Below are 21,812 nucleotides of genomic sequence, written 5' to 3' on the forward strand. Positions count from 1 at the left end.
CTCGGGCCTCTGTCGCTGATGCGTCTATAAGTGTTCGGGTCGGATGGGGGCGCTTACGGCGCGGCCCGCATCGCGAGGCGGATACCGTTGAGCTTGGTCCGGAGGGAGGCGTCGACCATGCGCGAGCCCATCTTCACGACGAGGCCGCCGATCAGGCTCGGATCGACCACGAGGTCGACGTCGACCTCGGCCTTGGCGATATCGCGGAGCGACGCCTTGATCTCCTCGATCACGGCGTCGGAGGGCTTCTCGGCCACCCGCACCTCGGCGCGCACGATGCCCTTCGAGTCCTGCACCAGGGCGCGGAAGGCGGCGATCATGTCGGGCAGGGCGAACAGCCGGCGGTTCGAGGCCGCCAGCCGGATGAAGTTGCCGGCAAGGCCGCCGATCCCGGCCTTGTCGAGCACGGCGCCGATGGCGGCTTCCTGCTCCTCGGCGCTGAAGACCGGGCTGCGGACGAGGCGGCGGAGATCCGCGCTCTCCTTCAACAGCGTATCGAATTGATTGAGGGATTCGGCGACCGCGTCGACCTGGCGCTCGTCGCGCGCGAGCTCGAACAGGGCGGAAGCGTACCGGCCCGCCACGCCTGCGACCAGGGGACCAGCCTCGGAACCGTTCTGCGCCACCCGTCGCTCTCTTCTCTGGTTGCCCGCCCGTTCCGCGCGCTCCGGCGGGGAGCGCGGTGCGAGACCGTTCGGGACGTGGGATCGCGCCGACGGGGGACAGGGTCGAGAACCGTCCTATCGGCGCGGCGACCGCCTAGCATGTCAGCATGGCCGCGCGCAACACGGACAGACGCGTCCGCTGCGCGATAGGACGGCAGAAATGTGACGCGGCGCGTCGTTCAGCAGGCCAGCCGGTCGCAGCGCCGCACGCTGGCGATCATCTTCGCCATGGCGCGGGCGCCGGGATGGCCGAGGATGCCGCTGTTGCCGAGTACGTAGGACGGGGTGGCGTAAAGCCCGAGATCGGCGGCCATCCGCATCTGGCTCTTGAGCGCTGCGCGGACCTCCTCGCTGTCGGCGATCTCCTCCAGCTCGGCCTGCGGGATCCCGAGGGCGGACGCGGCCGTCAGCGCGCCCGGCCCGTCGATGCGGCCGGGCTTGCCGAGCAGCGTCTGGTAAAAGCCCCAGGCGGCCTGCGCGCCGAGCCGGCGCTGGACCGCCAGCATCACCTTGGCGGCCTGGGCCGATTGCGGCGACAGGATCGGGTTGTGGACAAGGCCGATCCGCAGTTCTGAATCGCTGTCGTGCAGCGCCACCACGTCGGCGGCGGCCTTCCGGCAGAACGGGCAGTTGAAGTCGAAGAATTCGTAGAGCGTGGTCCCGGCATCCCGCGGCCCGGCATAGGTGACGCCGCGCAGGGCGGGGATCTGGCCGGTGATCTCACCGGGCAGGATCGAGTTGGCGACCGCCTTGCCGTCGTCGCCGTTGACCGCGACGCGCTGGCCGTAGGACTGCGCGGTCGCGCCGCCCAAACCTGAACCCAGCGCGGCGCCAGCGGCTGCGAGGAGAAGACGTCGGGAAACCAGCATGGGACTTGTCCGGGGCATCGCGGCTTCACCCGGTCCTTGCCGGGGGCCTGAGCGAAACCAGCGGCTCGCGTCGGATTCATGGCCGATCGGCGTGAACGCGGCCCTACCGCAGACCCTTGGGCCGATCGCCGGTCGCCCAGGCCAGGGCCTGGTCCAGGCGGTCGTTGCCCCAGAACAATTCGCCATCGTCGGCCAGGAAGGTCGGCGCCCCGTAGATGCCGCGGGAGCGCGCTTCCTCGACGCTGACCCGCAGCTTGGTCTTGTTGGCCTCCGCGGCGGCGGCACGCACCGTCTGCGTCCCGTCGAGTCCGAGCGAATCGAGGATCTCGGCGACGGCCGCGGGCTCCGCGATGGAGCGGCCCTCGGCGAAGCTCGCTTTGAACACCGCCTTGGAGAACGGCACCAGCCAGTCCTGGTCCTGGCCGAGAACGGCGACGCGGACGGCGCTGAGGCTGTTCTGCGGGAATTGCGCGGGCTTGGTCAGCGGCGGCAGCCCGAGGCGCGCGGCCTCGCGCTCGACGTCCCGCCACATGTTCTTGCCCTTGGCCGGGTAGAGGTTGAACGGCGACGTGGTCCAACCCTGGGACGCGAAGAGGGGCCCGACCAGGAACGGCCGCCACCGCACCGCCACATCGGCCTCCGCGGCGGCCGCCTCGACGCGCATCGCCGCGAGGTACGAATAGGTCGAGGCGAATTCGTACCAGAACTCCAGAATCGGCTGGCGCGCCATAGACTTCGCTTCTCCGAATGCACTCTCGCGGCGGTGTTCACAGGCAACGCCCGCGCCGTTTCTTCCACGCCCGCAAGGCCGCCGTGAGGCGAAACGCGGCCGATCCTTCGGCAAAGGCTACGCGCCACGCGGCACGCCGGTTGCAGGCCAATCCCACCCGCGATAAGCGGCACAGGCCCCATCCCAGTTCCGGAAGCCGCATGTCCGTTCCCGCGAAAAGCCCCGTGAAGAAGGTCGTGCTGGCCTATTCCGGCGGGCTCGACACATCGATCATCCTGAAGTGGCTGCAGACCACCTATGGCTGCGAGGTCGTGACCTTCACGGCCGATCTCGGCCAGGGCGAGGAGTTGGAGCCGGCCCGGCGCAAGGCCGAACTGCTCGGCATCAAGCCCAAGAACATCTACATCGAGGATCTGCGCGAGGAATTCGTCCGCGACTACGTTTTCCCGATGTTCCGGGCCAACGCCGTCTATGAGGGCGTGTACCTGCTCGGCACCTCGATCGCCCGGCCGCTGATCGCCAAGAAGCAGATCGAGATCGCCGAGAAGGTCGGGGCCGACGCGGTGTGCCACGGCGCCACCGGCAAGGGCAACGATCAGGTCCGGTTCGAACTCGGCTACTACGCCTTGAAGCCGGACGTCACAGTGATCGCCCCCTGGCGCGAATGGGACCTGCGCTCCCGCGAGCAGCTCATCGCCTTCGCCGAGCAGCACCAGATCCCGATCGCCAAGGACAAGCGGGGCGAGAGCCCGTTCTCGGTGGACGCCAACCTCCTGCATGCCTCCTCGGAGGGCAAGGTGCTGGAGGATCCGGCGGTCGAGGTGCCGGATTACGTCTACTCGCGCACCCTCTCCCCCGAGGAGGCGCCCGACCAGCCGACGATCATCACGATCGGCTTCGAGTGCGGCGACGCGGTCTCGATCGACGGTGAAAAACTGTCCCCCGCGAGCCTTCTGGCCAAGCTCAACGAATTGGGCCGGGCCAACGGCATCGGCCGGCTCGATCTCGTGGAGAACCGCTTCGTCGGCATGAAGAGCCGCGGCATGTACGAGACGCCGGGCGGCACGATCCTGCTGCCGGCCCATCGCGCCATCGAGTCGATCACCCTCGACCGCGGCGCTGCGCACCTCAAAGACCAGCTGATGCCGCAATACGCGGAGCTGATCTACAATGGCTTCTGGTTCTCGCCGGAACGCGAGATGATCCAGGCTTTGATCGACAAGAGCCAGGAGAAGGTCACCGGCACGGTGCGGCTGAAGCTCTACAAGGGCGGCGTCCACGTGATCGGCCGCGAGAGCCCGCACTCGCTCTACGACCAGGACCTCGTGACCTTCGAGGAGGGCGCGGTCGCCTACGATCACCGGGACGCGGCGGGCTTCATCAAGCTCAACGCGCTCCGGCTGCGGACCCTGGCGCAGCGCAAGAAGCGCGAGGGCTGACGCCTCAGGCCGGCTCCCAGAGCCCGGACGCTTCCGAGCGCCGGAAGTCGCCCGGCCCGAGATCGGCATACCGCAAAAAAATCTGAAGCGCCGGCTGCATCTCGCGGTGCAGCCGGATCCGGTGGGTCTCCCCGTCCTCGTCGTCGTTGGCGGCCGCCTCCGGCACCGCCGCGAGATGGCGGGCGATCGCGGCGGTGTAGGTCGCCCCGTCGCCATAGGGCTGCGCCGGGTCCACCCGCGGCACGTTCCCGGCGGGGTCCCAGCCGTAAGCGAGATGCGGGATCAGCGCGAGGTGCTCCGGGGTCACCGCGAAGGTGATGTGCTCCGGCGTCTCGCCGGTCTGGGCATCCCGGAAGACGTCGCCGACCGTGCCGTGGTCGAGCTTGGCCAGGCCGTTGTGATACTGGTAGCGGCCGGGTTTCAGCTGCGCGTTGTGGGCGAAGACCGCGAGCCCCTGCTCCAGGGACCGGTGCTCCTCCTCGGCGCCCTCGTCGTCGCCGGTGACGTTGGCGATGTCGCCGTCCCGGTCGAGGCTGCCATAGGGCGCCTCCGGATGGATGGTCGGCGCGCCCGGCTCGCCGCCGCCCCAGGCTACGACCATCCGGCGGATCAGCGCGATTCGCTCCAGGGTCAGGTCGTAGACGGCGTCGCTCATGAGGTGTCGGCTCGGGTCTCGTGCTTCTGAGGCCCGTCTTACAGAGGCGTCGGCGAACCCGCTACCGGCGCAGGCACCCCGTCAGCCCCTCCACCTGACCCATCATCGCCAGGATCCGTGCGGCGCGGCGGCGCACGCCGGGGGAGGGGCGGCCGGCGCTGCGGGTGATCGGATTCGGCAGGACGGCGGCCAGAAGCGCCGCCTCATTGCGCGTCAGCCGGCTCGCATCCTTGCCGAACCAGTGCCGGCTCGCGGCCTGGGCGCCGTAGATCCCGTCGCCCCACTCGGCGACGTTCAGATAAATCTCCATCATGCGCCGCTTGCCCCAGAGCGTATCGAGGGCGAGCGCCAGCGGGATCTCGATCGCCTTGCGGATGTAGGAGCGGCCGGGCCACAGGAAGACGTTCTTCACCGTCTGCATCGCCAGGGTCGAGGCGCCGCGGCTCGGCGAATCCTCGTCCTCCACCACCTCGCGGATGGCCCCGAAATCGACGCCGTGATCGAGGCAGAAGCGCTGATCCTCGGAGGCGATCACCGCGAGCGGCAGGGCGGCCGCGATGCCGGAGAGCGGCACCGGATCGCGGCTCACCGGCTGAAGCGTCAACCACCGGCCCAGCATCAGGGTCGACGGCGGCATCACCGCGCTATAGACGAGCGCCAGACCCAGTACGAGGATGAAACCGAGGGCGGGGAGCAGCAACAGCATCCCCACGAGCCGCCGGACCGGACGAGGGCGCCGCGGGCGCGCGCGCGGGAGATCGCGTTCCGCCGCCTCCCCCATGCGTCCGACCCCGCTCACCGTGATTTCGTTCCCGTACAACTGACACGCGATTGGTTTTCGCAAGGCCAGGACCGGACGTAGCGCTCGATGACCACGACCTCCTCAACGCAGGCACCGACCGGTTCGGTCAAGGCTGGCACGCCCGCCATCGAGTTTACCCACAGGTTGACCGAGGTCGCCGGGACGGTCGAGACCTTCCTGGTCGAGCGCCTCGGCCCGGAGGTCGGCCCCGGCGAGATCGCCCGGCCGGCGCGCCTGATGGAGGCGATGCGGCACGCGGTGCTGGGCGGTGGCAAGCGTCTGCGGCCGTTCCTCGCGATCGAAACCGCCCGGATGCTCGGCGGCTCGGAGGCGGCGGCGCTCGCGGCCGGCGCCGGGGTCGAGCTGGTGCATTGCTACAGCCTCGTCCACGACGACCTCCCCGCCATGGACGACGACGACATGCGCCGCGGCAAGCCGACGGTCCACAAGGCCTATGACGAGGCGACCGCCATCCTGGTCGGCGACGCCCTGCAGACGCTGGCCTTCGAGATCGTGGCCGATCCGACCTGGCAGCCCGACGCGCGGATCCGGGCCGACCTCGTGCTCGGCCTCGCCCGAGCCTCGGGCCTCGGCGGCATGGTCGGCGGCCAGCTCCTCGACCTCACCGCCGAGGGCCGGTTCGGCGCGGCCACCATGGACGTGGACGACACCCTGCGGATGCAGGCGATGAAGACCGGGGCGATCCTGGCCTTCTCGGTGGAGGCCGGCGCGATCGTGGGCGGTGCCGATAAGGACCAGCGCGCTTCCCTGCTGCGATACGGCCTCGCCCTGGGTCAGGCCTTCCAGATCGCCGACGACATCCTCGACCGGGAGGCTTCCCCGGAGGCGATGGGCAAGGCCACCGGCAAGGACAAGGACGCCGGCAAGGCCACGCTCGTCGACCGCCTCGGCATCGACGGGGCGCGGGCGGAATGCGACCGCCTCGTAGGCGTCTGCGAGGATGCGGTCGGCGCCTGGGGGGAGAAAGCGCGGATCCTGCGGGATGCCGCCCGGTTCACGGTGGCGCGCAAGACGTAAGCGATCGCCCTCATTAGGCCCTGGCGGCCGATCACGATCGGACGCTCGACAGCTACCAGGGGCATCGATGATGAAGCAGGGGGCGATGGCAGAAAGCCGGAGCGTGCGCCAACTGACCGATCGCTGGAAGCAGGATCGGGAGTACAAGGCCGCCTACGACGACCTCGACGGCGAGTTTACCCTGGCCAAGGAAATGATCCTGGCGCGGACCAGGGGTCATCTGTTTCAGATGCAGCTCGCGGAAAAGATGGGCATCAGCCAGCACAAGCCCGAAGTCCGGACTCACAGGCAGCGCAACAGCGATCGGCAGACTTAGCCCCCGGTTGACTGGAGCGTCAGGTCTTGCGCGCCGCGCAAACGGATCACGTCATGGTTTCGAAAGGTCGAGACCTTTCGCGGGTCCAGGGCAGAGCCCTGGCGAATATCTCAGGGCTCTGCCCTGAGCACCCGCCAAAGGGCTGAACCCTTTGGAAACACGGAATCACCGTGAGAGCGGCGCCGGCCGGGCCGGCGCCCGCCCGATCAGGCCTTGTTCTTGTTGTAGACGTCGAGGCAGACGGCGGCGAGCAGGACCACGCCCTTGATCACCTGCTGGTAATCGACGCCGATGCCCATGATCGACATGCCGTTGTTCATCACCCCGATGATGAACGCGCCGATCACCACGCCCGAGACCTTGCCGATGCCGCCGGAGGCCGAGGCGCCGCCGATGAAGCAGGCCGCGATCACGTCGAGCTCGAAGCCCACGCCGGCCTTCGGGGTCGCGGTGTTGAGCCGGGCGGCGAAGATCATGCCGGCGAGGCCCGCCAGCGCGCCCATATTGGCGAAGGTCAGGAAGGTGAGCCGCTCGGTCCGAATGCCGGAGAGCCGGGCCGCCTTGATGTTGCCGCCCAGCGCATAGATCCGCCGGCCGATCGTCGTCCGGGTCGTGACGAAGCTGTAGAGCATCACCAGCACGAACATCACGAGCAGCACGTTCGGCAGGCCACGGTAATTGCTCATCTGGTACGCGAAGGCGAGGATCACGATGGCGGCCACGCCGTTGCGGAAGATGAACGACGCCCAGGATTCGACCTCGCCGCCGTTGCGGACCCGCGCGGCGCGGCGGCGCCAGTTCAGGCCGACGAAGGTCGAGGCCAGGCCGAGCGCGATCAGCAGCGCGGTCCAGGGGCCGGCGAAGTTAACGAGGAAGCCCTTGGCGAGGAGCTGGAACACCTCCGGGAACGGGCCGATCGAGGCGCCCTGGAGGAGGGCCAGCGTCATGCCGCGGAACACCAGCATGCCGGCCAGGGTGACGATGAAGCTCGGGATGCCGAGATAGGCCACGAAATAGCCCTGCAGCCCGCCGATGGCGGCGCCGACCGTGAGGCAGATCACCGTGGCGGTGAACGGATCGAAGCCGAACCGCACCATCAGCAGGGCCGCGAGCGCCCCCACGAAGCCGACGACCGAGCCGATCGACAGGTCGATATGGCCCGCCACGATGATCAGCAGCATTCCCAGCGCCATCACCACGACGTAGCTGTTCTGCAGGATGAGGTTGGTGAGGTTCAGCGGCTGGAACAGCACGCCGCCGGTCGTATACTCGAAGAACAGGGTGATCACCGCCAGCGCGAAGACCAGCCCGTAGTCGCGCAGATGCGTCATCGGCAGGAAGCCGCGCCGGGCGCGCGGCGCGGGAGCAGACATGGAACTCGACAGTCCTTCGGTCGCGGGGATCATGGGCTTGCTCGCTGGGCTATCACTCATCCGTTCAGGTCCTTGGAGCGCATGATCGCGCGCATGATCGCTTCCTGGCTCGCCTCTTCGCGCTGGAACTCGCCGACGAAGCGCCCCTCGTTCATCACGTAGATCCGGTCGCAGAGGCCGAGCAGCTCGGGCATCTCGGACGAGATCACCAGCACGCCCCGGCCTTCATCCGCCAACTCGTTGATGATGCTGTAGATCTCGTACTTGGCACCGACATCGATGCCGCGCGTCGGCTCATCCAGGATCAGCACCTTGGGCTCCGTGAACAGCCACTTGCTCAGCACGACCTTCTGCTGGTTGCCGCCCGAGAGGTTCACGGTCTGCTGCGCCACACCGAAGGAGCGGATCCGCATCTTGCTCCGGTAGCCGCTCGCGACCCGGTGCTCGGCGTCCTCGTCGATCACCGCGGCCTTGGAGACGCCCGGAAGGTTGGCCAGCGTCGTGTTCTTGGCGATGTCCTCGCCCAGGACGAGGCCGAGTTGCTTGCGGTCCTCGGTGACGTAGGCGATGCCGGCGGCGATCGCCTTGTCGATGGTCGAGACGTCGACCTCCGCGCCGTCGATCCGGACGGTGCCGCGGATGCCCTGCCCGTAGGAGCGCCCGAAGATGCTCATGGCGAGCTCGGTCCGGCCCGAACCCATCAGGCCAGCGATCCCGACGATCTCGCCCCGGCGCACGGTCAGGTTGACCCCGCGCACCACCGTCCGGTCGGGATGAATCGGGTGGTGGACGGTCCAGTCGCGCACGTCCATCAGCAGGTCGCCGATCTTCGGCTCGCGCGTGGGATAGCGATTCGCCAGCGTGCGCCCGACCATGCCGCGGATGATCCGGTCCTCGTCCACCGCCTCGCGCCGGCAATCCATCGTCTCGACGGTGGTGCCGTCGCGTAGCACCGTGATCCGGTCGGCGACCTTCGAGATCTCGTTCAGCTTGTGCGAGATCAGGATCGACGCGATACCCTGGTCCTTGAAGCGCAGGAGCAGCCGCAGCAGCGCCTCGCTGTCGGTCTCGCTCAAGGACGCGGTCGGCTCGTCGAGGATGAGCAGCTTGACCTTCTTGGACAGCGCCTTGGCGATCTCCACGAGCTGCTGCTTGCCGACGCCCAGATGCGTCACCAGCGTGTCGGGGCTTTCATTGAGCCCTACGGTGGCGAGCAATTCGCGCGACCGGGCGTAGACCCGGTCCTGATCGATGATCCCGAACCGGGCCGGCTCGTTGCCCAGGAAGATATTCTCGGCGATCGACAGGAACGGCACCAGCGCCAGTTCCTGGTGGATGATCACGATGCCGAGGCGCTCGCTGTCCGAGATGTCCCGGAAATGGCCGGGGCGCCCCTCGTAGACGATCTCGCCCTCGTAGGAGCCGTGCGGATAGACGCCGCTCAACACCTTCATGAGCGTCGACTTGCCGGCGCCGTTCTCGCCGACCAGGGCGTGGATCTCGGCGGGCGCGACGGCCAGATTGACGTCGTTGAGGGCTTTGACGCCGGGGAACGACTTGGAAATCCCCCGCATTTCGAGGACGGGCTGCATGCGACCCCTTCCGGACCAATCTTCATAGCGGGACCCGCGCCGACGGAAGGCCGGCGCGGGATCGAAGGGGCCGGCAACCGGCCCCGCTGCCCTCACTTCAGCTGGTCGGGGGTGTAGTAGCCCGAATCGACCAGGACCGGCTTCCAGTTGTCCTTGGTGACGATGACTGGCGTCAGCAGGTAGGACGGGACGACCTTCTTGCCGTTGTTGTAGGTCTTGGTGTCGTTGACTTCGGGCTGCTTGCCGGATTCGATGGCGTCGATCATCGCCACCGTGACCTTCGCGAGCTCGCGGGTGTCCTTGAAGATCGTCGCGGTCTGCTCGCCCGCGATGATCGACTTGACCGATTGCAGCTCGGCGTCCTGGCCGCTGACCACGGGCAGCTTCTGATTGCCGGAGCCGTAGCCGACGCTCTTCACCGACGAGATGATGGCCGTGGAGATGCCGTCATAGGGCGAGAGCACCGCATCGAGGCGCGCGTTGCCGTAATAGGCCGAGAGCAGGTTATCCATCCGCGCCTGGGCGGTGGCCGGGTCCCAGCGCAGGGTGGAGACCTTGTCCATGCCGAACTGGCCCGACCGCACCACGAGCTTCTTCGCGTCGATATACGGCTTCAGCACCGACATCGCGCCGTCGTAGAAAAAGTATGCGTTATTGTCGTCGGGCGAACCGCCGAACAGCTCGATGTTGAACGGACCCTTGCCGTCCTTGAGGCCCAGCGCGTCGACGATCGAGGTCGCCTGCTGCACGCCGACCTTGAAGTTGTCGAACGTGGCGTAATAGTCGACGTTCGGCGTGCCCTTGATCAGGCGGTCGTAGGCGATGACCTTGACGCCGCGCTCGGCCGCCTTCGACAGCACGTCGCCGAGGGTGGTCCCGTCGATCGAGGCGACCACCAGGAGCTTCACGCCCTTGGTGAGCATGTTCTCGATCTGGGCGAGCTGGGTCGGGATATCGTCGTCGGCGTATTGCAGGTCCGGCTTGTAGCCCTTGGCCTGAAGCAATCTCACGATGTTGTTGCCGTCGTCGATCCAGCGCTGCGACGACTTCGTGGGCATTGCCACCCCGATCGGATCACCGCTCGCGGCCTGCGCCGACGACAGGGCGCCGCCCAGGAGCGCGGCGCCGAAAATCAGCTTGCGTACAATATGCTTGGCGAACATGACTCCCCCATTGTCTTATCGGGCGGCGGCATAAGGACTTTTGCGCCTGCCGCCACCGCGTTTCATCATCGTCGGCCGATCGTTCGAAACGTGCCCGATTTCCATCAAGCAGAATCTGGGCGCGCATCGGCAATATCTGGCTCAAATCTTTGAACCGGACAGAGATCGCCTTCTGATGTGCTGATTTGTTCGAACGCGCGCAGCGATCGGGTGCGGGATCACCGCGAAGTCGTCGCCGAGGCGGCGGAATTCCTCTCCCAGCGTGGGATCGGGTTCAACCCCGTCCGTTCTTCGTTGCGAAATTTGTATGAGTTATAGAACGGGACGTCAATCGTGTGTTTCCGCCCGCGCCGCGCCGCTCCCGGACATGCACAGCAAAGAACGAAAGGTCGGCGCCGGTCGTCCGGGTCAGCCGCGGCCGACGAACGGCATCTTGGTGGCCATGATGGTCATGAACTGCACGTTGGCGTCGAGCGGCAGGCTCGCCATGGTGAGCACCGCCTGGCCGACATGGGCGGGGTCCATCACCGCCTCGGCCCGCAGCGAGCCGTCCGCCTGGGGCACCCCGGCCTTCATCTTGCCGCCCATGGGCGTGTCGGCGTTGCCGATATCGATCTGCCCGCAGGCGATGTCGTAGGCGCGGCCGTCGAGCGAGGTCGCCTTGGTCAGACCCGTCACCGCGTGCTTGGTCGCCGTGTAGGCGATCGAGTTCGGCCGGGGGGCGTGCGCCGAGATCGAGCCGTTGTTGATGATCCGGCCACCGCGGGGCTCCTGGTCGCGCATGATCCGGAAGGCGTGCTGCGTGCACAGGAACAGGGCGGTCAGGTTGGTGTCGACCACCTGTCGCCACGTCTCGAGCGGCAGATCCTCCAGGGGCACCGCCGGCGCGCCGATCCCGGCATTGTTGAACAGGAGGTCGAGGCGGCCGTATTGCGCCTTGGCGCGGGCGAACAGATTGGCGATCGAACCGGGATCGGTGACGTCGGTGGGGACCACGAGCGACCGGTCGGCGCCGATCTCGGCCGCCACCTCTTCGAGGGGACCCGGCCGCCGGCCCGACAGCACGACACGCCACCCGGCCCCGGCGAGCGCCAGGGCAGCGGCCCGTCCGACTCCCGTCCCGGCCCCGGTCACGATCGCGATCCGATTTGCCGCCGCCATGCGCTCCTCCCGGCTTTCGTTCCCCGGCGTTTACCGGAAGCCCCATACGGCGCGAAGGGATCGGCGTTTCAGATGCGGCGCGCGGTCACGCGGGCAGCGCACTGGAAGGTCCGCGCTATGTTGGCGCAGGGCGTGGTCGAGGGAGGGCCTGAGACGATGCGGCGGCGGTGGACGACAGGGCCTGCTGGCGGCGGGACGGTGCGGATTTGAGCGCGCCCGAGATCCCGTTCCTGGCCGGGCTCGATCCGGCGGCCGTCGAGGCAGTCCGCGCCCGCATGGAGCCGGTGGCGGTGCCGGCGGGAAAAATCCTGTTCGAGCAGGGCGCGACGGGGGACGCGCTCTACACCCTGGTGTCGGGCGTGGTCGGTGTCTCGGCCCGCGACCATACCGGCCGGCCTACCCGCATCGCGCGCCTGCGGCCGCCGGAGATTTTCGGGGAGATGGCGCTCCTGTCGGACGCCCCCCGGGCGGCGACCGTGATCGCCCTGCGCGACGCGCACCTGCTGAAGCTCACCCGTGACGCCTTCGAGGCGGTGATCGCCGAGCATCCGCAGACGCTCCTCTACCTCGCCCGCATGCTCGCCGACCGCCTGCGCCACATCTATGACGGCTACTCGGTGCATCACGCCCCGCGGATCTTCACGATCCTGTCGGTGACGGACGGCCCCGACCCGGCGCATCTCGCCCGCCGGCTCGCGGCCGCCTTCGACGCCCTGCTGCCCGGCGAGACCGGCTGCCTGACGGACTGGCCGGACGGCGCCGACGAGGCGTGGTTCCAGGCCTTCGAGGCGCGGCACGCCCGCACGATCTTCGCGGCCCGGCAGATCGATTGTCCGTGGTGCCGCCAGAGCCAGCGCCGGGGCGACCACGTGCTGCTTCTGGCCGAGCCCGGCGCGCCGCCACGGCCCGGGGCGGCGGAGTATCTGGAGCGGATTCGCTCCGACTGGATCCGCATGGACCTCGTCGTCCGCCAGGATCCCGCGGCGCGGCGCCCGAAGCCGCTGCACCCGGCGGTCGCCGCGCTGCCGGCGAACCTCCGGATCCAGCTCCGCGACGGCCGGGAGGCGGACCTGCACCGGCTCGCCCGGCTCGTCAGCGGCGCCGCGCGCGGCCTCGTGCTCGGCGGCGGCGGCGCCCGAGGGCTCGCCCATCTCGGCGTCCTGAAGGCCCTCGACGAGGTGTCGTGCGCCCCCGATTTCGTCGGCGGCACCAGCATGGGAGCGATCATCGCGGCGGGCCTCGCCATGGGCTGGAGCCTCCATGAGATCGAGGCGCAGACCGAGGCGTTCTTCGCCACCGACAACCCGCTCAACGACTACACGCTGCCGCTCCACGCCCTGACCCGGGGCGCCAAGGTCGATGCCGGCCTCGCCGTGCGCTACGGCGGCGCGCGCATCGAGGATCTGTGGCTGCCGTTCTTCTGCGTCTCGTCGAACCTCACCACCGGCAACACGATGGTCCATCGCTCGGGCGACCTGGCGCAGGCCCTGCGCGCCAGCATCGCGATTCCCGGATTGCTGCCGCCGGTGCTGTGCGACGAAGGCGTGCTGGTCGATGGCGGCATGATGAACAACTTGCCCGCCGACGTCGCCGCCGACCTGGAACGCGGCCCCGTGCTGGCGGTCGATGTCGGCAGCGACCGGGCCTTCCAGGACATGCCCACGCGCGGCTGGACCGGCCGCCTCGTGCGCAAGCTGATCGGCTCGCCGCTTGCGATGCCGGGGCTGGCGCCGCTGCTGCTGCGCGCCGCCACGGTCTCGAGCGACGCGCAGAGCCTGATGGCGGCGGCCCACGCCACAGCCGTGCTCAAGCCCCAGCTCTCGGGCATCGACCTGCGGGCGTGGTCGCGGTTCCGCGAATCGGCCGAACTCGGATATCGCGAGACCCGCGCCAGCCTGGAGGCGGGTGCCCTCGCACGCTGGCTGGACCCGGTGCGCTGAGATGTCCGCGTGCGGCGGCACACAACGCCTGCGTGTGCCCCTGTAACCCCGGCCTCCCGACGCCGATTTCTCCGGCAGTGTCGCCTTCGGAGTTCATCGCCGTGACCCATCCCGCCATGATTCAATCCACCCGGACCCCATCCGCCGCCGATCCGGCCCGGGGCCTGCTGGAAGGTGCGGCGTTCGTCCTGCTCTGTCTGTGGACCCGGACCGCACCGGACCGCCTGCGCGATCAGCTCTCGCCAGAAGCCGGCGCCTGCACCACCTTGGGCTTCTGACGGCAAGAGGTGCCGCGCCCGGGTGGAGCAGCGATGCAAATGGACGTTGCGGGCGTGACCTTTCGGCGGATCGCGCTGCCGGATCTCGGCCTCCATGTGGCCGAGGCCGGCCCTGATTCCGGCGTGCCGACCATCCTGCTGCACGGCTTCCCCGAGTTCTGGTACGGCTGGCGCCACCAGATCGGCCCGCTCGCCGCTTCGGGCCTGCGGGTCGTCGCGCCGGATCAGCGCGGCTACGGCCTCAGCGACAAGCCTGACGGCCTCGACGCCTATCACCTCGACCGTCTGGCCGGCGACGTGATCGCGCTCGCCGATTCCTGCGGCTTCCCCACGGTGCGGCTCGTGGGCCACGATTGGGGCGGCCTCGTCGCATGGTGGGCGGCAAGCCTCTATCCGGAGCGGATCGAGCGGCTCGCGATCCTGAACGCGCCGCATCCCGGCATCGTCGGTGATTACATGCGGCACCATCCGGGCCAATGGCTGCGCAGCACCTATGTCGGGCTGTTCCAGATCCCCGGCCTGCCGGAACGCCTGCTCACCGCGGATCGCTGCCGGGTCCTGCGGCGGGCGCTCACCACCACCAGCCGGCCCGGCGCCTTCGCGGCCGCCGATCTCGACCGCTACGTCGCGGCCTGGCTTCAGCCCGGCGCGATGACCGGCATGCTGAACTGGTACCGGGCCCTGGTGCGGCTCCCACGGGCAAATCCGCCGCGGGTCCGGATGCCCACCCTGATCCTCTGGGGCCGGCAGGATACCGCCCTGCAGGCCGGCCTGGCCGAGGCGAGCCTTACCCTCTGCGATGACGGCCGGATCCGCTGGTACGATCACGCCAGCCACTGGCTCGCGCATGAGGAACCGGACGCAGTGAATGCGGATCTCATCGACTTCCTCGCCTGAATCCGCCGCCGTGATCCGCGCCGCGAAATTGCATTGACGAGCTGACTTCGCTTTACAGTTATCATAAGTCGACGCGGAACCCGTTCGCAGCACGCGCCGCGTAGCTCCTCAATCCACGCTCGGGCCGGGATTTACGACCCAGCATTCTGCACTGAACCGGAACCTTCCGATCCGGACCTGTTTAGGAGAGGGCTCCTGGGAGCGGATCGGAGATACGGAACAATGTCTTTTCGCACATTGCTGACCGCGGGCTTGCTCGCCGGCGGACTCGTGGCCGGCGCTTCGGCCGCGCAGGCAGCCCCCGCAATGCCGCAGACCGGGCTTGCCGGCGGCCTGGTCGAGACCGTCGCGATGCATCACCACCACCGGATGCATCGCCACCATTCCACCCGGCACGAGCGCCGGATGCGCCGCCTCAACACGATGCGCCATGGCAACCCGAACGCGCGCAACCCGTCGCGGCCCGGCTACCAGCAGCAGCTCGGCAACACCACGGGCGGCCCCCGGTCCTGAGCACCGGCCCCAAGGGCGCGTCGGCTCAACGGCCCGCCCCATCCACCGCCGTCGCGGCTTCTCCCCAGCCGCGGCGGCACGCGATCCTGATTCGCGGAGCGCGCTCTGCTAAGAGGCGCCATGGCCCGAACCGCCGTCCGCCCCGCCGACCCGCCGTCCAGCCCAGGCCTCGATCCGGCCGGCGCCACGCCCATGATGGCGCAGTACATCGAGATCAAGGCGGCCAATCCCGACTGCCTGCTCTTCTACCGGATGGGCGACTTCTACGAGCTGTTCTTCGAGGATGCCGAGATCGCCTCCCGGGCGCTGGGCATCGTCCTGACCAAGCGCGGCAAGCATGCGGGCAGCGAGATCCCGATGTGCGGCGTGCCGGTCGAGCGCTCCGACGACTACCTCAACCGCCTGATCGCCCTCGGCCATCGGGTCGCGGTGTGCGAGCAGACCGAGGATCCGGCCGAGGCCAAGAAGCGCGGCCCGAAATCGGTGGTGCGCCGGGAGGTCGTGCGCCTCGTCACCCCCGGCACGATCACCGAGGACCGGCTCCTCGATCCGGCCCAGGCCAACCTTCTCCTGGCGATCGGCCGCCGCAAGACGGGGGAGGGGGCGGTCGCCTACGGGCTCGCCGCGGTCGACATCTCGACCGGTCGCTTCTCACTCAGCGAAGTCGCGGGCGGCGACCTCGCCGGCGCCATCGCCCGCCACGATCCGCGCGAGATCGTCCTGTCCGAGGCGATCCACGCCGATCCCGCGCTGGCGCGGATCTGGCAGGAGAGCCGGGCCGCCATCGTCCCTTTGGCGCAGGCCGAGTTGGAGCCCGCCGCCGCCGAGCGGCGCATCCGCGAACAGTACGGCGTCTCGACCCTGGAGGGGTTCGGCCAGTTCACCCGGGCCGAGATCGCGGCGGCCGGGGCGGCGCTCCTCTACATCGCCCGCACCCAGCTCGCGGCCCGGCCGACCCTCGCGGTCCCGACCCGCGAGGATGCCGGCGCGACGCTCGCCATCGACGCGGCCACCCGGGCGAACCTCGAACTCACCCGCACCCTGTCGGGGGAGCGCACGGGAAGCCTGCTCGCCACGATCGACCGCACCGTGACGGCGAACGGCGCGCGGCTGCTCGCCGAGCACCTCGCGGGCCCGCTGACCAACCTCGACGCCATCGCCCGCCGGCACGCCGCCGTGGCGCATCTCGCGGAGAATGGTCCGCTCCGCACCGGCCTGCGCGATGCGCTCGCCCGGGCGCCCGACCTCGCCCGAGCCCTATCCCGCACCGGCCTCGGCCGCGCCGGGCCGCGGGACCTCGCCGCCATCCGGGAGGGTCTGGCGGTCGCAGCCGATCTCGGCGCGCGCCTGTCCGCCATCCCGGACCTGCCGGAGGATCTTGCGCGCCTCGCCGACCATCTGGCCGAGGCCGACGCCGGGCTGATCGCGACTTTAGCGGCGGCGCTCGCCGACGAGCTTCCCTTGAGCCGGCGCGATGGCGGCTTCGTGCGCGCGGGATATCATCCGGAGATCGACGAGGCCCGCACGCTCGGTCAGGATTCCCGCAAGGTCATCGCCGCCCTCCAGACGCGCTACGCCGAGCAGACCGGCTGCCGGACCCTGCGCATCAAGCACAACAACCTGCTGGGCTATTTCATCGAGGTTCCGCAATCCGTCGGCGAGGCCTGCCTCAAGGGGCTGCAGAGCGAGTTCGTCCACCGCCAGACCATGGTGGACGCCATGCGCTTCACCAGCGTCGAGTTGGGAGGGCTCGAATCCAAGATCTCGGGGGCGGCCGACCGAGCGCTGGCCCTCGAAGCGGCCGTGTTCGACGACCTCGCCGCGCGCGTGCTCGCGCAGGCCGACAGCATCGCCGAAGTCGCGGAGGCGCTGGCCGACCTCGACGTGGCGGCGAGCCACGCGGAACTCGCGGTCGAGCTCGACTGGCGCCGGCCGATCGTCGACGATTCGCTCAGCTTCGTCGTGGTGGGCGGGCGCCATCCGGTGGTCGAGGCGGCACTTCGCCGGGCGGGCGAGCCGTTCATCGCCAACGATTGCGACCTATCGGGCGATACGCGGGGCCGGATCCGGCTGATCACCGGCCCCAACATGGGCGGCAAGTCGACCTTCCTGCGCCAGAACGCGCTGATCGCGGTGCTCGCCCAGATGGGCGCCTTCGTACCGGCGGCAGAGGCGCGGATCGGCCGGGTCGACCGGCTTTTTTCCCGCGTCGGCGCCGCCGACGACCTCGCCCGGGGACAGTCGACCTTCATGGTCGAGATGGTCGAGACCGCCGCGATCCTCAATCAGGCGACCCGCCGCTCGCTGGTGATCCTCGACGAGATCGGCCGCGGCACCGCGACCTTCGACGGGTTGTCGATCGCCTGGGCCTGCCTGGAGCACCTGCACGAGGTGAATGCCTGCCGGGCTTTGTTCGCCACCCATTTCCACGAGCTGACCGCTTTGGGCGACCGGCTCGCCCGGCTGGAGAACGCGACCCTCAAGGTCGCCGAGCACCGGGACGGCGTCGTGTTCCTGCACGAAGTGGTGCCCGGTGTGGCCGAGCGCAGCTACGGGTTGCAGGTGGCGCGGCTCGCCGGGCTGCCCGGCAGCGTCGTGACCCGGGCCGGGGCGATCCTCAAGAGCCTGGAGAAGGCCGAGCGCGGTCGGCCCGCCCGCGCCCGGATCGACGACCTGCCGCTCTTCGCCGCCCTCGCGCCCCCCCCGCCGCCGGAGCCGCCCCCCGAGGATCCCCTCGGCGCGCTGCTCGACGCCATCGATCCGGACGCGCTGACGCCCCGGGAGGCGCTGGACGCGCTCTATCGGTTGAAGCGCGAGCGGGCGGGGAGGGCGTGAGGGTCGATGACCGAGGAAGGCTCGGGCTGCGCCGGGCCTCTCCCTCCCCCGTTACGCGCGCAGATTCACACATCTTGGTCGGAAAACAGACGCGATCGGCACCGCCGCTCTCCCTCCCCCCTTTGCGGGAGAGGGGAACCCGGCTTCAGGACGAGGCGAGGCCTTCACGCCGCGTAGAGCTTGATTCTGCACCGTCGATCCCCTCTCCCGACCCCCTTCGGGGGCCACCCTCCCCCGCAGAGGGGGGAGGGGAGAGCCGCCTTCGCCCCTCAAAGGGAGATGTGTAAACCCGCAGTCCGCAGAGGGGGGGAGGGCGTGTCGCAGAGACGGCCTGTCAAAAAACTCACCCCGGCGCCGGCAAGAACCCGTCCGGGCAGGCTTCCCCGCTGCGGCCGGCGCGGCGGTCGGCCACGTAGTCGAGGGTGCTGGCCACCACCCGCTCCGAATAGGGTTTGGCGATCACCCCGATGGCGCCCGCGAAATCCGTCGGGATGCGCTTGGCGTTGGCGGTCATGAACACCACGGTGGTGCGCCGGTCCTCCGAAAGCGCCCTTGCGACCTCAATGCCGGTCGGCCCGTCCACCAGGTGAACATCCACAAGGGCGACATCGGGCGCCATGGAGCGGCCGAGCGCGATCGCCTCGGCTGAGGTGCCCGCGATGCCGACCGTGACATGGCCCAGATCGTCCAGCAGGCACTCGAGCTCCAGGGCGATCAGCGCCTCGTCCTCGACCACGAGGATGCGCAGCGCGGAATCCGCGGCGGCGTTCCCGGTCCCCATGCCTTCTCCGTTCTTCGGCGTCTCTGACGCGCCTGATCAGGAGCGTGAAGTGTCCGTGCAGAATTCTCAAGCCGCGGGCTGTAGCGGGATGTCGATCTCCACGGACGTGCCCGGCCCGCCATCCCTCCAGGCGATGGTGCCGCGCATCTGCCGCACGACCATCTCCACGAGGTTGCGCCCGAAGCCCGCCGGATTCGGCGGCGCTGCGCCGAGGCCGATCCCATCGTCCTGAATCGTGAGATGCATCCCGCATTCGGTGCGTCGGGCCGCGATCGAGACGCGGCCCTCCCGCGCGTCCGGGAAGGCGTGGCGCAGGGCGTTGGCGGTGAGTTCGTGGATCAGCAGGGCGAGCGGCGCGGCCATCGCGGCCGCCACCGCGATCGGCTCCACGTCGGCCTCGATCCGATGCCGTTCCGGGTCCAGCCCGGCATTCATGTCGGCCAGGAACTCGGCCGCGAAGTCGCCGAGGTTGAAATGCGCGCAGTCGCCCTCCGAATAGAGCAGGCGGTGGGCGGTCGAGAGGGCCCCGATCCGTTCCGCCATGCCCTGAAGCGCGTCGCGCGCCTCGCCCTCCGGGGTGCGGCGGGCCTTCAGCAGCATCAGCGAGGAGATCACCTGCAGGTTGTTCTTCACCCGGTGATCGACCTCGTGCAGCAGCGCGGTCTTCTGTTCCAGCGCCGCGCTCAGGGCGTGCGTGCGGGCATCGACGAGGCGCTCCAGCTCGTCGTTGGTGCCGCGCATCGTGACTTCGCGCTGGTGTGTGTGGGTCATGTCCGCCTGGGCGGCGTAGTAGAATGCCACACCCTGCGCGTCGCTCACCGGCGTGATCGTCATCGCGTTCCAGAAGGGCGTGCCGTCCTTCCGGTAATTCAGCAGCTCGACGGAGAGCGGTTCGGCCGCCTGGATGGCCGCGCGGATCCGCGCGACCGTGGCGCGGTCCGTGGCCGGCCCCTGCAACATGCGGCAATTGCGCCCGACGATCTCCGCGGCCTCGTAGCCGGTGGCCTGAAGGAAGGCTTCATTGGCCCAGGCGACCGGATTGTCGGGCGCGCGGGCATCCGTGATCACCATCGGCGACGGGCTGCGCGCAAAGGCATCGACCAGCGTCGCGGGGGGGAGAGCGGGATCCGATCGGGCACTCACCGCATCATTCCACATTCTGCAACGCGACGCGTCTGCTCAACTCCTTCACATCCCGATCCACCGGGCGTGGATATTCCGTTAAGCAAGCTTCGATCAAGATCGAGCGGAACCGCATCACAATCCAGCGAGCACCAGCGCGGCGCACCTTTGCCACGATTTCGCGGGATCAAGGCCAGGAAGGCTCAGGAGTTCCATGCCATGGGCAACCAGCCACAGGCTTTGCGCCGTTTCCGGCTCCGCGACATCGTGGAGGACCGGCGTATCGTCCTGATGCTCGCGCTCGGATTCTCGTCGGGCCTGCCCCTGCTTCTGGTGCTCGGGACCTTCACGCTGCGGCTCGCCTTCTCGGATATCGACGTGCGCGCCATCGGGCTGTTCAGCTACGTTGCGCTGCCCTATTCGCTGAAGTTCCTCTGGGCGCCGGCCATCGACCGGCTCAACGTGCCGGTCCTGGGCGCGCGGCTGGGCCGCCGCCGCGCCTGGATGGTGACGACGCAGGCCGCCGTCGCCCTGTGCCTGACGCTGATGGCCTTCTCCGATCCGAAGACCCACCTCGCGCTCCTCGGCCTCGGGGCCTTCCTCGTCGCGTTCTGCGCGGCGAGCCAGGACGTGGTCATCGATGGCTGGCGCATCGACGCCGCCGGCAGCGACTTCCAGGGCATCCTGGCGGCGACTTCGAACCTCGGCTACCGGCTCGGCCTGATCACCGCGGGCGCCGGCGCGCTGTTCATCGCCGCCTCCGGCGGCTGGATGCTGGCCTACCTGATCATGGCCGCGCTCATGCTGGTCGGCATGGTGGCCGCACTGCTGGCGCCGGCCTTCGACACAGCTCGGGTGGCCGTGGCCGAAACGGCGGGTCATTCCCGGCTCTGGTCGATGCGCCGCGCCGTGCTGGAGCCGCTGACCGAGCTGCACGGCCGCTTCGGGGCGGCCCTCTGGGGCATCCTGCTGCTCGTGGCGCTCTACCGGCTGCCCGACTTCCTGTCCGGCGTGATGGCGAGCCCGCTCTACCGGACGCTCGGCTTCGACCTGAAGGAGATCGCCACCGTCACCAAGCTCTACGGCATCTGGGTCGGCATCGCCGGAGGCTTCGCGGGGGGATGGGCACTGGCGCGGCTCGGGCTGTTCCCGACGCTGCTGCTCGGCGCCTTCCTGGCCGCCGCCTCGCACCTCGCCTTCGCGTGGCTCTCGGCCGGCGCCCCCGAGATCTGGCGCCTGACGGTCGCCATCTCGATCGAGAATTTCTGCGGCTCCTTCGCCGGCATCGTGCTCATCGCCTACATGTCGAGCCTCACCAGCCCGGCCTATGCGGCGACGCAATACGCCCTGTTCTCCTCGCTCTACGCATTGCCGGGCAAGCTGATCGCGGGCGCCTCCGGCTTCATCGTGCAGGCGATCGGCTATCCCGCCTTCTTCGTGCTGACATCGCTCATCGGCATCCCGGTGCTGGCGCTGTGCCTCGCCGTGGGCCGTCGGGGCGACGGAACGAACGCGGAGGCGGCGCCAGCGATTGCGCTCGTCCAGGGCCCGAACCCGGCGGGGAACCGCGTGGCGGGCGCAGAACTTCCTTCCACGGCGCGCGCCCCGGGGGCCGCGTGACCGGAACCGATCCGGGGATCCTT

20 protein-coding genes are annotated in these 21,812 nt (G+C 69.2%); 9 read left to right on the forward strand and 11 right to left on the reverse strand.

Annotation, left to right across the window (positions count from 1 at the left end):
* Window positions 1–53 precede the first annotated feature (53 nt).
* The 3 genes from FVE89_RS16660 to FVE89_RS16670 all read right to left on the reverse strand — a co-directional run bounded on the left by FVE89_RS16660 (window position 54) and on the right by FVE89_RS16670 (window position 2,264).
* Window positions 54–626, reverse strand: coding sequence for a F0F1 ATP synthase subunit delta (locus FVE89_RS16660; RefSeq protein WP_160535070.1), 573 nt, complete (start codon window positions 624–626; stop codon window positions 54–56).
* A 218-nt stretch (window positions 627–844) separates the two neighbouring features.
* Window positions 845–1,534 carry a DsbA family protein gene (locus FVE89_RS16665; protein WP_246730897.1) on the reverse strand — a complete coding sequence of 230 codons (690 nt, stop codon included), beginning with the start codon at window positions 1,532–1,534 and terminating at the stop codon, window positions 845–847.
* A 103-nt stretch (window positions 1,535–1,637) separates the two neighbouring features.
* A complete protein-coding gene (locus tag FVE89_RS16670; protein WP_160535072.1) occupies window positions 1,638–2,264 on the reverse strand; it encodes a 2-hydroxychromene-2-carboxylate isomerase in 627 nt (208 codons plus the stop codon).
* 200 nt (window positions 2,265–2,464) lie between these two features.
* On the opposite strand from FVE89_RS16670, the gene FVE89_RS16675 reads away from it, so the two are divergent.
* Window positions 2,465–3,703, forward strand: a complete 1,239-nt coding sequence (locus FVE89_RS16675; protein WP_160535073.1) for an argininosuccinate synthase — start codon at window positions 2,465–2,467, stop codon at window positions 3,701–3,703.
* Window positions 3,704–3,707: 4 nt separating this feature from the next.
* Here FVE89_RS16675 and FVE89_RS16680 read toward each other — a convergent pair whose 3' ends face one another.
* Both FVE89_RS16680 and mtgA read right to left on the reverse strand, forming a co-directional pair.
* Window positions 3,708–4,358 carry a hypothetical protein gene (locus FVE89_RS16680; protein ID WP_160535074.1) on the reverse strand — a complete coding sequence of 217 codons (651 nt, stop codon included), beginning with the start codon at window positions 4,356–4,358 and terminating at the stop codon, window positions 3,708–3,710.
* 61 nt (window positions 4,359–4,419) lie between these two features.
* Window positions 4,420–5,064 (reverse strand): monofunctional biosynthetic peptidoglycan transglycosylase, encoded by a 645-nt coding sequence (gene mtgA, locus FVE89_RS16685; protein WP_246730912.1) that lies wholly within the window; start codon window positions 5,062–5,064, stop codon window positions 4,420–4,422.
* 162 nt (window positions 5,065–5,226) lie between these two features.
* Between mtgA and FVE89_RS16690 the strand changes: the two genes are divergently transcribed.
* On the forward strand, window positions 5,227–6,198 hold the full coding sequence (locus FVE89_RS16690; RefSeq protein WP_160535075.1) for a polyprenyl synthetase family protein: 972 nt from the start codon (window positions 5,227–5,229) through the stop codon (window positions 6,196–6,198).
* A 67-nt stretch (window positions 6,199–6,265) separates the two neighbouring features.
* The gene (locus tag FVE89_RS16695; protein ID WP_160535076.1) at window positions 6,266–6,514 is read left to right on the forward strand and encodes a hypothetical protein; all 249 of its coding nucleotides are present in this window, start codon (window positions 6,266–6,268) and stop codon (window positions 6,512–6,514) included.
* 206 nt (window positions 6,515–6,720) lie between these two features.
* On the opposite strand, the gene mmsB is transcribed toward FVE89_RS16695, so the two are convergent.
* The 4 genes from mmsB to FVE89_RS16715 form a co-directional block, all read right to left on the reverse strand.
* Window positions 6,721–7,887 (reverse strand): multiple monosaccharide ABC transporter permease, encoded by a 1,167-nt coding sequence (gene mmsB / locus FVE89_RS16700; protein ID WP_246730937.1) that lies wholly within the window; start codon window positions 7,885–7,887, stop codon window positions 6,721–6,723.
* A 56-nt stretch (window positions 7,888–7,943) separates the two neighbouring features.
* Window positions 7,944–9,479, reverse strand: coding sequence for a multiple monosaccharide ABC transporter ATP-binding protein (gene mmsA, locus FVE89_RS16705; RefSeq protein ID WP_160535078.1), 1,536 nt, complete (start codon window positions 9,477–9,479; stop codon window positions 7,944–7,946).
* A gap of 92 nt (window positions 9,480–9,571) precedes the next feature.
* Window positions 9,572–10,642: a multiple monosaccharide ABC transporter substrate-binding protein gene (gene chvE / locus FVE89_RS16710; RefSeq protein ID WP_160535079.1), complete on the reverse strand. Its 1,071-nt coding sequence runs from the start codon at window positions 10,640–10,642 to the stop codon at window positions 9,572–9,574.
* A 408-nt stretch (window positions 10,643–11,050) separates the two neighbouring features.
* Window positions 11,051–11,803 (reverse strand): SDR family oxidoreductase, encoded by a 753-nt coding sequence (locus FVE89_RS16715; protein ID WP_160535080.1) that lies wholly within the window; start codon window positions 11,801–11,803, stop codon window positions 11,051–11,053.
* A 206-nt stretch (window positions 11,804–12,009) separates the two neighbouring features.
* On the opposite strand from FVE89_RS16715, the gene FVE89_RS16720 reads away from it, so the two are divergent.
* From FVE89_RS16720 to mutS, 5 genes are all read left to right on the forward strand, one after another.
* A complete protein-coding gene (locus FVE89_RS16720; protein WP_160535081.1) occupies window positions 12,010–13,743 on the forward strand; it encodes a patatin-like phospholipase family protein in 1,734 nt (577 codons plus the stop codon).
* A 101-nt stretch (window positions 13,744–13,844) separates the two neighbouring features.
* Complete coding sequence (locus tag FVE89_RS30555; RefSeq protein ID WP_210254060.1) at window positions 13,845–14,021, forward strand: hypothetical protein; 177 nt, start codon at window positions 13,845–13,847, stop codon at window positions 14,019–14,021.
* 39 nt (window positions 14,022–14,060) lie between these two features.
* On the forward strand, window positions 14,061–14,918 hold the full coding sequence (locus FVE89_RS16725) for an alpha/beta hydrolase (protein ID WP_160535208.1): 858 nt from the start codon (window positions 14,061–14,063) through the stop codon (window positions 14,916–14,918).
* A gap of 222 nt (window positions 14,919–15,140) precedes the next feature.
* Complete coding sequence (locus tag FVE89_RS16730; RefSeq protein ID WP_160535082.1) at window positions 15,141–15,431, forward strand: hypothetical protein; 291 nt, start codon at window positions 15,141–15,143, stop codon at window positions 15,429–15,431.
* Between the two features lie 120 nt (window positions 15,432–15,551).
* Window positions 15,552–18,266, forward strand: a complete 2,715-nt coding sequence (gene mutS, locus FVE89_RS16735) for a DNA mismatch repair protein MutS (protein WP_160535083.1) — start codon at window positions 15,552–15,554, stop codon at window positions 18,264–18,266.
* Window positions 18,267–18,609: 343 nt separating this feature from the next.
* Here mutS and FVE89_RS16740 read toward each other — a convergent pair whose 3' ends face one another.
* Both FVE89_RS16740 and FVE89_RS16745 read right to left on the reverse strand, forming a co-directional pair.
* Window positions 18,610–19,047, reverse strand: a complete 438-nt coding sequence (locus tag FVE89_RS16740; protein WP_160535084.1) for a response regulator — start codon at window positions 19,045–19,047, stop codon at window positions 18,610–18,612.
* Window positions 19,048–19,113: 66 nt separating this feature from the next.
* Window positions 19,114–20,190 (reverse strand): histidine kinase dimerization/phosphoacceptor domain -containing protein, encoded by a 1,077-nt coding sequence (locus tag FVE89_RS16745; RefSeq protein WP_342389933.1) that lies wholly within the window; start codon window positions 20,188–20,190, stop codon window positions 19,114–19,116.
* 198 nt (window positions 20,191–20,388) lie between these two features.
* On the opposite strand from FVE89_RS16745, the gene FVE89_RS16750 reads away from it, so the two are divergent.
* Window positions 20,389–21,789 carry an AmpG family muropeptide MFS transporter gene (locus FVE89_RS16750; protein WP_160535086.1) on the forward strand — a complete coding sequence of 467 codons (1,401 nt, stop codon included), beginning with the start codon at window positions 20,389–20,391 and terminating at the stop codon, window positions 21,787–21,789.
* The last annotated feature ends 23 nt before the right edge of the window (window positions 21,790–21,812 follow it).

This window comes from Methylobacterium sp. 2A, from assembly GCF_009806555.1.
Taxonomy (GTDB): domain Bacteria; phylum Pseudomonadota; class Alphaproteobacteria; order Rhizobiales; family Beijerinckiaceae; genus Methylobacterium.

Coding starts and splice junctions, on each gene's coding strand:
- FVE89_RS16730 (WP_160535082.1), top strand. CDS start 15,141: ATGTCTTTTCGCACATTGCTGACCGCGGGCTTGCTCGCCGGCGGACTC.
- FVE89_RS16750 (WP_160535086.1), top strand. CDS start 20,389: ATGGGCAACCAGCCACAGGCTTTGCGCCGTTTCCGGCTCCGCGACATC.
- mutS (WP_160535083.1), top strand. CDS start 15,552: ATGGCCCGAACCGCCGTCCGCCCCGCCGACCCGCCGTCCAGCCCAGGC.
- FVE89_RS16715 (WP_160535080.1), bottom strand. CDS start 11,803: ATGGCGGCGGCAAATCGGATCGCGATCGTGACCGGGGCCGGGACGGGA.
- mmsA (WP_160535078.1), bottom strand. CDS start 9,479: ATGCAGCCCGTCCTCGAAATGCGGGGGATTTCCAAGTCGTTCCCCGGC.
- FVE89_RS16695 (WP_160535076.1), top strand. CDS start 6,266: ATGATGAAGCAGGGGGCGATGGCAGAAAGCCGGAGCGTGCGCCAACTG.
- FVE89_RS16740 (WP_160535084.1), bottom strand. CDS start 19,047: ATGGGGACCGGGAACGCCGCCGCGGATTCCGCGCTGCGCATCCTCGTG.
- mtgA (WP_246730912.1), bottom strand. CDS start 5,064: ATGCTGTTGCTGCTCCCCGCCCTCGGTTTCATCCTCGTACTGGGTCTG.
- FVE89_RS16675 (WP_160535073.1), top strand. CDS start 2,465: ATGTCCGTTCCCGCGAAAAGCCCCGTGAAGAAGGTCGTGCTGGCCTAT.
- FVE89_RS16670 (WP_160535072.1), bottom strand. CDS start 2,264: ATGGCGCGCCAGCCGATTCTGGAGTTCTGGTACGAATTCGCCTCGACC.
- FVE89_RS16680 (WP_160535074.1), bottom strand. CDS start 4,358: ATGAGCGACGCCGTCTACGACCTGACCCTGGAGCGAATCGCGCTGATC.
- chvE (WP_160535079.1), bottom strand. CDS start 10,642: ATGTTCGCCAAGCATATTGTACGCAAGCTGATTTTCGGCGCCGCGCTC.
- FVE89_RS16690 (WP_160535075.1), top strand. CDS start 5,227: ATGACCACGACCTCCTCAACGCAGGCACCGACCGGTTCGGTCAAGGCT.
- FVE89_RS16725 (WP_160535208.1), top strand. CDS start 14,061: ATGGACGTTGCGGGCGTGACCTTTCGGCGGATCGCGCTGCCGGATCTC.
- FVE89_RS16665 (WP_246730897.1), bottom strand. CDS start 1,534: ATGCTGGTTTCCCGACGTCTTCTCCTCGCAGCCGCTGGCGCCGCGCTG.
- mmsB (WP_246730937.1), bottom strand. CDS start 7,887: ATGTCTGCTCCCGCGCCGCGCGCCCGGCGCGGCTTCCTGCCGATGACG.